The organism is Sphingomonas segetis (genome assembly GCF_009720245.1).
Lineage (GTDB): Bacteria > Pseudomonadota > Alphaproteobacteria > Sphingomonadales > Sphingomonadaceae > Sphingomicrobium > Sphingomicrobium segetis.
The window spans coordinates 1-8,014 of record NZ_WJSQ01000125.1 but is presented as its reverse complement, the minus strand read 5'-3'; the positions used below and the strand labels follow the sequence as shown (position 1 = coordinate 8,014).

The 8,014-nt window shown below is 68.0% G+C and carries 8 protein-coding genes; all 8 read right to left on the bottom strand.

The window, feature by feature from the left end:
- Positions 1-386, bottom strand: a 386-nt coding sequence (locus GH737_RS11245) for a segregation and condensation protein A (RefSeq protein WP_196233120.1), incomplete at its 3' end; no start/stop codon positions are given.
- Positions 387-448: 62 nt separating this feature from the next.
- Positions 449-2,056 (bottom strand): S10 family peptidase, encoded by a 1,608-nt coding sequence (locus GH737_RS11240; protein WP_155264909.1) that lies wholly within the window; start codon positions 2,054-2,056, stop codon positions 449-451.
- Positions 2,057-2,185: 129 nt separating this feature from the next.
- Positions 2,186-3,193 (bottom strand): beta-N-acetylhexosaminidase, encoded by a 1,008-nt coding sequence (gene nagZ, locus GH737_RS11235; RefSeq protein ID WP_155264908.1) that lies wholly within the window; start codon positions 3,191-3,193, stop codon positions 2,186-2,188.
- A 4-nt stretch (positions 3,194-3,197) separates the two neighbouring features.
- Positions 3,198-3,866: an SPOR domain-containing protein gene (locus GH737_RS11230; RefSeq protein ID WP_155264907.1), complete on the bottom strand. Its 669-nt coding sequence runs from the start codon at positions 3,864-3,866 to the stop codon at positions 3,198-3,200.
- Positions 3,863-4,663: an SPOR domain-containing protein gene (locus GH737_RS11225; protein WP_155264906.1), complete on the bottom strand. Its 801-nt coding sequence runs from the start codon at positions 4,661-4,663 to the stop codon at positions 3,863-3,865. Before GH737_RS11225 ends, GH737_RS11230 begins: the two co-directional genes overlap by 4 nt.
- 2 nt (positions 4,664-4,665) lie before the next feature.
- Positions 4,666-6,399: an arginine--tRNA ligase gene (gene argS / locus GH737_RS11220; protein ID WP_155264905.1), complete on the bottom strand. Its 1,734-nt coding sequence runs from the start codon at positions 6,397-6,399 to the stop codon at positions 4,666-4,668.
- A gap of 61 nt (positions 6,400-6,460) precedes the next feature.
- Entirely contained in the window at positions 6,461-7,624 is a 1,164-nt protein-coding gene (locus GH737_RS11215; protein ID WP_155264904.1) for a deoxyguanosinetriphosphate triphosphohydrolase, read from the bottom strand.
- Positions 7,621-8,014, bottom strand: a 394-nt coding sequence (locus GH737_RS11210) for an SPOR domain-containing protein (protein WP_196233119.1), incomplete at its 5' end; no start/stop codon positions are given. The genes GH737_RS11210 and GH737_RS11215, both read right to left, overlap by 4 nt.

Genomic DNA, 8,014 nt, shown 5'->3' with positions numbered 1-8,014 from the left:
CGGCCGACGCGGTCGCGCCCGAGCAGCCGCGCCCCCGCCTCGCGCATGGCGTCCAGCCGCTGCAAGCGCAGCTGCAGCCGAAGCGCGATCTCCTCGGGGCTCGGATCGGCCTCGGGGTCCTTGGGCAGCAGCAGGCAGGATTTCAGATAGGCGAGCCACGCCGCCATCACGAGATAGTCGGCCGCGATCTCGAGCTTCAGCGCGCGCGCGTCGGCCAGGTAAGCAAGATATTGCTCGACCAGCTGAAGGATCGAAATCTGCGCGAGATCGACCTTTTGCGCGCGTGCGAGTGTCAGCAGAAGATCGAGCGGCCCTTCCCAGCCGTCGAGGTTCAGCGTCAGCTCGTCCGACTGCCGGACCGGGCGCTCGTCGAATTCCTCGTCCACGGCAGGATGATACCATGCGGGGTGGCGCTGCGAAGGCAGCGCCACACGCTATTGTGGATAAGTCAGCGCGCCCGCCGCCGGGCCGGAGGCGGAGCGCTCCGCGCGTCGGCGATCGCGCCGTTGATGAAAGCCTCGACGTCCAGCCGCATCCGGTGAAGCGAGTCGGGATTCAGGTAGATCATGTGCCCCGACGGATAATAACGATACTCGAGGTTGTGCTGCTGCGCCGGCTCCAGCATCATGTGGTTGAGGTCGTACTCGGTCCCGAAGAACGGCGTCGCCATGTCGTACCAGCCGTTGAGCGAGAGCACTTTCAGATAGGGATTGGTGCGCATCGCGGCCGAGAGATCGAGCGCGGTGTTGGGCGTGTTCATCGAATAGCGGAAGCCCGGCGCCCGGTGGGTCCAGTCCCACTTGAACCCGTCCTGCTCGCTGGCGCTGAGCCGGTACGGCATGTCGGTGCGATAGCCGAGGTCGCGCGCCATGTAGCTTTGCATCGTGCCGACGAAGGCGCCGCTGATGGCCACGTCCGACGCATCGAAATCGGGGCTGTCGCCGGCCGCGTCAGGGTCGACGCCGGTATAGCGCGAGTCGAACCGGCCGACAGTCAGCCGCTCGTCGCGCAGCAGCTCCTTGCGAAAGCGCGACAGGTCGACGCGCAGGTTCGCGCGCTCGATGAAATCGGGCGAAAGCCCGGTGAGCGCGCTCATTTGCCGGGCGACGGCGGCGCGTTCCTCGGCGCTGATTGTCTGGCCCTTTTCGAGCGCGGAGGCATAAGGCCCCTGAGCGAACGCCCGCGCCTGTGCCACCGCTTCCTCGACCGTCGCCGGCGGGTTGGCCATCTTGTGATGGTACCAGGCCGTCGCCGCGTAGCTCGGCAGATAGTTGAGATAGTCTCGGTCGAGACCGGGCTGCCGCCTCCCGTAGTTCATGATCGACGACAGCAGCATGACCCCGTTCAGCGCGACTCCGCGGTCCTGCAGCTGGTAGGCGAGCGCGCCGGAGCGCGTGGTGCCGTAGCTCTCGCCGAACAGGAACTTGGGGCTGTCCCAGCGCTCGAACCTGGTGATGTAGCGCATGATCGCGCGGGCGAAGGCGTCGGCATCCTGGTCGACGCCGTAGAAATCGGATCCCTTGGCGTCGCCGAGCGGGCGCGAATAGCCGGTACCCGGCGCGTCGATGAAGACCAGGTCGGTGGTGCCGAGCAGGGTATCGGGGTTCGGGCCGAAGTCGAACGGCGCCGGGCGGATATATTCGGGGCTGCCCGTCTGGATCCGCATCGGCCCGAACGAACCCATGCGCAGCCACAGCGAGGCCGACCCCGGCCCGCCGTTGTAGAAGAAGGTCACCGGCCGGCGCGAACCCGGAACGCCGTCGAGCGTGTCCGCGGTGTAGAAGATGCTCGCCTGCGGCTTGCCGGTCGTATCGCGGATCGTCAGCGTCCCGGCGGTCGCGGTATATTTGAGCGCGCGGCCGGCGACGTCGATGCTGTGATGGGTCGAAACCGTCCGCTCCTCGACCGGCGCGTCGGCCCAGGCCTCGCTCGCCTCCTTCGCGAGTTGCTCGCTGTGCAGCGCTTCGGGGGTCTTCGCTTTGTCCGACCCGGACTGCGCGAGAGCGGATGAGGCGGCGAACAGCGCGGCGGCAGACAGAATCGGCAGGAATCGCATCGGCGGATTTCTCGCTTCGAGAGGAGGAACGGCAGGGAAAGCTACTCACCCTTGCCAAAAGTTAGTTTCGCGCCACAACCCGATTCATCGACAAACGGGCGGACCTCGTCTGCAAGCGGACGGAACCCCTCAGGCGAGCGCAAGAAGCGTGTCGCGCGTCGCGATCGCTTCGGCGAAGTCGGGTCCCTCCGGTTCGATCATCGTCGTCGCCATCGCCCGCGCGAGCCGCGCCTCGCCTTCCGGACTCATCGGTGGCACCGCCGCCGCGACCTCGACCATTTCCGCCATCTTGCCGGAGCAGTGCAGCGCCGCGTCGCAGCCGGCGGCGACCACGCCCCCCGCGCGGCTTGCGAAATCGCCGTCAAGCGCTTCCATGCCGAGGTCGTCGCTCATCAGGAAGCCGCCGAACCCGATCCGCTCGCGGATGATGTCGCGGATGACGACCGGCGACATGCTGGCCGGGCGCTCTACGTCCCACGCCGCGTACACGACGTGCGCGGTCATCCCCATCGGCGCCCCCGCGAGCCGCTCGAACGGCTCGAGGTCCGTCGCGAGTTCCTCGGCGCTGGCGGCGACGACCGGCAGTTCCTTGTGGCTGTCGACCAGTGCGCGGCCGTGCCCTGGCATGTGCTTGACGATGCCCACCACGCCCGCGGAGCCCATGCCGTCGAGCACCGCCCGGCCCAACGCCGCCACCTGCATCGGCTCGGACCCGAGCGCGCGGTCGCCGATTATGTCGCTCGCCCCCTCCTGCCTGACGTCCAGCAGCGGCAAGGCGTTGACGTTCACCCCAACCGAGCGGAGCATCAGCGCAAGAGCCCGCGAGTTCGAACGGACCGCCTCGATCGCCGATGAAGGTGCGGCCTGGTAGAGGTGCGCGAAGCGCTCCGCGGGAGGAAATGCCGGCCATTCCGGCGGTCTCATCCGCGCCACGCGCCCGCCTTCCTGGTCGATGAGGATCGGCAAGTCGGCGCGGCCCATCAGGTCGCGCAGCGAGTCCGTCAGGTGCAGCACCTGCTCGCGCGTCTCGCAATTGCGCCTGAACAGGATGAAGCCAGCCGGCTCCGCGTCGCGGAAGAAGTCGCGCTCGGCGTCGCTCAGCTCGAGCGCTTCGATACCGTAGATCGCCGCCTGCACGCGATTACTCGGCGACGAAGCAGTTTTCGCCGGCCGCCTTGAGCGTCGCGCAGGCCTGCTTCGCGTCGGCTGCTGAGGGCGCCCCCGCGCGCAGCCGGATCCCGCGCGCGAACGGAACGATCATCTTGTTCATCGCGGCAATCGTCGGGAAGCGCGCGGAGAGCGCGATCCACGCCCGCTCGGCCTGCGCCTGGTTGGCGAATGCGCCGAGCTGGATGACGCTGCCAGTGCCGCCAGTCGCTTTGGGCGCTGCCGCCTTCTCGGGCGCCGCGGCAGGTGCCTTCGTCTCGGCCGCAGCAGCCGTTTTCTCATCCTCGGCCGGCTTCGCCACCACACCTTGCGGCAGCTTGCTCGTGTCGAGCTGCGCGTGCGGGTCCTCGCCGGCACTCGTTTCGAACGCCGTCTGGCTTTGCTCGCTGAGATCGAGCCCGCCGGCATTGGGCGGCTTGACCTTGTATGGCCCGGGCGGCGCCTGGATCAACTCGGGTGCGCTGCTCACCGCGGCGTCGCGGCGGCCGAGCCAGAAGAAGGTCGCAGCCACGATCAGCGCCGCGAGCAGCACGACGGCGAGCGCCGCGAGCATCTTGCGCGCGGAAAGCCCGCGCGGCTCGTCCTCGTCTTCCACCGGCTGGAGCCAGGGGAGCTGCTCGCCGTAGGAGCGGCTGTCGCTCATCGTTCGACCCCGTCGGGGTCCCACGGCAGGCCGACGACGGCGCAGCTGAAGCGGATTTTCTCCATCCGCTGGCACAGCACTTCGGAATGCGCCTGCGAGGTCGTACCGATCTGGAAACGGTAGAAATGGCGGCCGCGCGAATTGCGATCGCCGACGACGGTAGCCTTGAGATGCGCGACGGCGGGATAGGCCTGCACCATTCGGCGCCAGCCGAGCTTGGCCTGCTGGCGGCTTGCGAAGGCGCCAATGCGGACGATCCGGCCCTTCGCACCCTGCGATTTCCACGCGGGCCACGCCTTCAGAGGCTTTGCGTCGAGATTCGCGGCCGGCTTTGCCGCCGGAGGAGCGACCGCCTTCGCCATGGGTGACGAACCGACGCTGCCGCTCCTGCCGGGAGCTTCGGACGCGGGCGCCTCCGGATTTTCGACGACGATACGCCTGATCGGCCGCGGCTTTTCGACCGGAAGCTCTCGCTGGAGGGCCGAGCGGACCTCGGGTGCCGGCGCCGGGTTCACCTCCTTCGGTGGTGTGATCTCTACCTCTTGCTGCGGCGGCAGCGTCCGCGCTTCGGGCAGCGGCGCGACGACGGCACGGCTCGTTCCCGCCGTGCGCGGCTGCTCGTCGGCCGAGCGGGTACCGAGCCAGTAGGATCCGCCCGCGACGACAAGCAGCAATCCTGCGGCGGCGGGGGCCCAAAGGCTCGAACGCGACGCCTTCCGCGCCGCCGGCTTGGCCTTCGGTTCGTCGGTAAGCCACGGCAACCGGTCTGAGCCAAGTGCCGCCCGGCTGTCGGTCATGATCAGCGCATCTCCTCGGCCGCCGCCACTCCCATCAGCGCGAGGCCGCTCCTGACGATCTGCCCGACGCCGAAGGCAAGTTCCAGACGCGCCCGAGAAAGTTGTGGATTGTTTTCAACGAGGAAGCGCCGGTCGGGATCGTCGTTGCCGCGGTTCCACAATGCGTGGAACTCGGCCGCGAGATCGTAGAGGTAGAAAGCGATGCGGTGCGGCTCATGCGTCAGCGCCGCGCTTTCGAGCACGCGTTGATATTGCGCGGCGCGCCTGACCAGCGCGAGCTCTTCGTCGTCCAGCAGCGCCAAATCCGCCTTGCCGGCGAGGTCGACTCCCGCGTCGCCCGCCTTGCGCCTCAGCGAGCTGATCCGAGCGTGCGCGTACTGAACGTAGAAGACCGGGTTGTCCTTCGACGCTTCGACCACCTTGGCGAAATCAAAGTCGAGCGGCGTATCGGCGCGCTTGGTCAGCATCATGAATCGCACCACGTCCTTGCCGACTTCCTCGACGACCTCGGCCAGCGTGATGAAGTCGCCGGCGCGCTTGCTCATCTTCACCGGCTCGCCGCCGCGGAACAGGCGCACCATCTGGATCAGCTTGACGTCGAGGTCGACGCGGCCGTCGGTCAGCGCCTTCACCGCCGCCTGGACGCGCTTCACTGTCCCTGCGTGGTCCGCACCCCAGATATTGACCAGATGGTCGGCGTTCTGCGCCTTCTGCCAGTGATAGGCTGCGTCGGAGCCGAAATAGGTCCAGCTCCCGTCGGCCTTCTTCATCGCCCGGTCCTGGTCGTCGCCGAACTGGCTCGAACGGAACAGCGGAAGCTCAACCGGCTCCCACTCGTCGTGGGGATCGAGGCTCTTGGGTCGCTCGAGCGTGCCTTCGTAAACCAGGCCCTTGTCCCACAGCATCTGCACCGCCTCGTCGACCGCGCCGGAGCGCTGAAGCTCGGCTTCCGAGGAGAAAATGTCGTGATGGATGTCGAGCAGAGCCAGATCGTAGCGAATGAGGTCGAGCATCGCCTTGATCGCGCATTTGCGGAAGATCGGGAGCCATTGCTCCTCGGGCGCCTCGACGAGGTCATCGCCGTAATCCGCGGCCATCAGGATCCCGACGGGCTTCAGATATTCGCCCGGGTACATGCCGTCGGGAATGTCGCCGATATCCTCGCCGAGCGCCTCGCGGTACCTGAGGTGCAGCGAGCGGGCGAGCGTATCGACCTGCGCGCCGGCATCGTTGACATAATATTCCTTGGTGACCCGGAAACCCGCCGCCTCGAGGATACGGGCGAGGCTGTCGCCGACGACCGCGCCGCGGCAGTGGCCCATGTGCAGCGGCCCCGTCGGGTTGGCCGATACATATTCGACATTCACTCGCTCGTTGTCGCCGACGCAGCACAGCCCATATTCCTCGCCCTCGCGAAGAATCGTCCTGAGCTCGTCGCGCCACGCGTCGGGGTTGAGCCGCAGGTTGATGAAGCCCGGCCCCGCGATCTCGACCGAGGTCACCGGCGGAAGCGCGGCGAGCTTGGTCTTGATCAGCTCGGCAAGCGCGCGCGGGTTCGTCCCCGCGGGCTTGGCGAGCACCATCGCGGCGTTCGTCGCAAGGTCGCCGTGCGCAGGATCGCGCGGCGGCTCGACCGTCACATGTCCGCGGTCGAACTCCGCCGGGAGCACGCCCTCGGAAACCAGTTCGTCGAGCACTCCGTCGAGGAGCGCGGCATATTGGGCGTAGATGCTCAACTTCGGCTCACCAATGCTGGAAGGCGTGCCCCGTAGCGCAGCCGCCGCCGCGCGTCACGCGCTAGAAGCGGCCGGCCGGCAGGTTGACCTTGCCGACGATGTCCTCGTGCCGCGCGATGGCGAAGCGGTCCGTCATTCCGGCGATGAAGTCGCCCAGCGTTCGGAGCTGTTCGACCCGGTCGCCGCCGCTGCGCCAATCGGGTGGGAGAAGCGCGGGATCCGCTCGGTAAGCGGCGGCGAGGTCGGCGACGACGCGCTGCGCCTCCTCGCGGATGGGCATCAGCTCGGGCAGGCCGTAGAGCCGGGCGTAGAGGAAGCGCTTGAGCTCGCGCTCCTCGGCGGCGAGCGCATCGGAAAAGCCGGCGAGCTGGCGCCCGGCGGCGCGCACTTCCTCGATCGTTTCGACGCCCGCGTCGCGAACGCGCCGCTCGGTTTCGGCTAGCACATCCCCGACCATTGTCCCGATCATGTCGCGGACCAGCGCCCGCTGGCGCTTCTCCAGTGTAATTCCCGGGTGCCGCTCCCCGATCGCATCCCACAGGCGCCTGACGATCGGCAGCTCGACCAGCTCGTCGATGTCGAGCAAGCCAGCGCGCAGCCCGTCGTCGATGTCGTGATTGTCGTAGGCGATGTCGTCGGCGATAGCGGCGACCTGCGCCTCCAGGCCCGGCCAGGTGCCGAGCTCGAGATCGCGTTCCGCATTGGCTTCGGCCAGCGCCCAGGTAGGCGCCGCAACAGGGCCGTTGTGCTTGGCGAGGCCCTCGAGCGCCTCCCAGCTCAGGTTCAGCCCGTCGAAGCCGGGATACGGGTTTTCGAGCCGGGTGAGAATACGGATAGTGTGGGCATTGTGGTCGAACCCGCCCGCTCCAACGAGCGCGGCGTCGAGCGCATCCTCGCCGGCATGGCCGAACGGCGGATGACCGAGGTCATGGGCGAGGCACAAGGCCTCGGTCAGATCCTCGTTGAGCCCGAGCGCCCGCGCCATCGTCCGGCCGATCTGCGCGACCTCGAGGCTGTGGGTCAGGCGGACGCGGTAGTGGTCGCCGTCCGGCGCGATGAAGACCTGAGTCTTGTGGCGCAGGCGGCGGAAGGCAACCGAATGGACGATGCGGTCCCGGTCGCGCTGGAAGATGTCGCGCGGCCCGCGCGGGCCGGAGCGCTGTTCAGGATGAAGGCGGCCGCGGGATGTGGCGGGATTGGCGGCGACGCCGGACGGAAGGCTCATTCCACCGCGATTGGCACAATCCTGTCGCTAGCGGAATTGGTCCAGCGGAATGCGTCGATGCCGACAGTGTGAAGGTCATCGGCGAAAATCCGCGCATCCGACGAACCGCGGAACGGGCCGACCAGCAGGCGGTCGCGGTCCCCGCCCTCGGCGACATAAGCGGTGATGCCCTCGAACAGCTTGTCGTAGCGCGACTTGAGGTGCGCGAACTGCTGCGACAGCGCACCGCTGTCGCGGCCGCTGGCGAGCTGCAGCCAGATGCGCGGCTCGCGGGTCTGCGCGGAGGCGTTCTGGACAGTCGCCCCGCGCGCCGCCGGTGCATAGGCGACCTGCACCGGCTCCGGCTGCGCATGGAGCGGCGGCTGCTGCCACACGGGCTGGGTTGCCTGC

Coding starts and splice junctions, on each gene's coding strand:
- GH737_RS11240 (WP_155264909.1), bottom strand. CDS start 2,056: ATGCGATTCCTGCCGATTCTGTCTGCCGCCGCGCTGTTCGCCGCCTCA.
- GH737_RS11230 (WP_155264907.1), bottom strand. CDS start 3,866: ATGAGCGACAGCCGCTCCTACGGCGAGCAGCTCCCCTGGCTCCAGCCG.
- GH737_RS11225 (WP_155264906.1), bottom strand. CDS start 4,663: ATGACCGACAGCCGGGCGGCACTTGGCTCAGACCGGTTGCCGTGGCTT.
- GH737_RS11215 (WP_155264904.1), bottom strand. CDS start 7,624: ATGAGCCTTCCGTCCGGCGTCGCCGCCAATCCCGCCACATCCCGCGGC.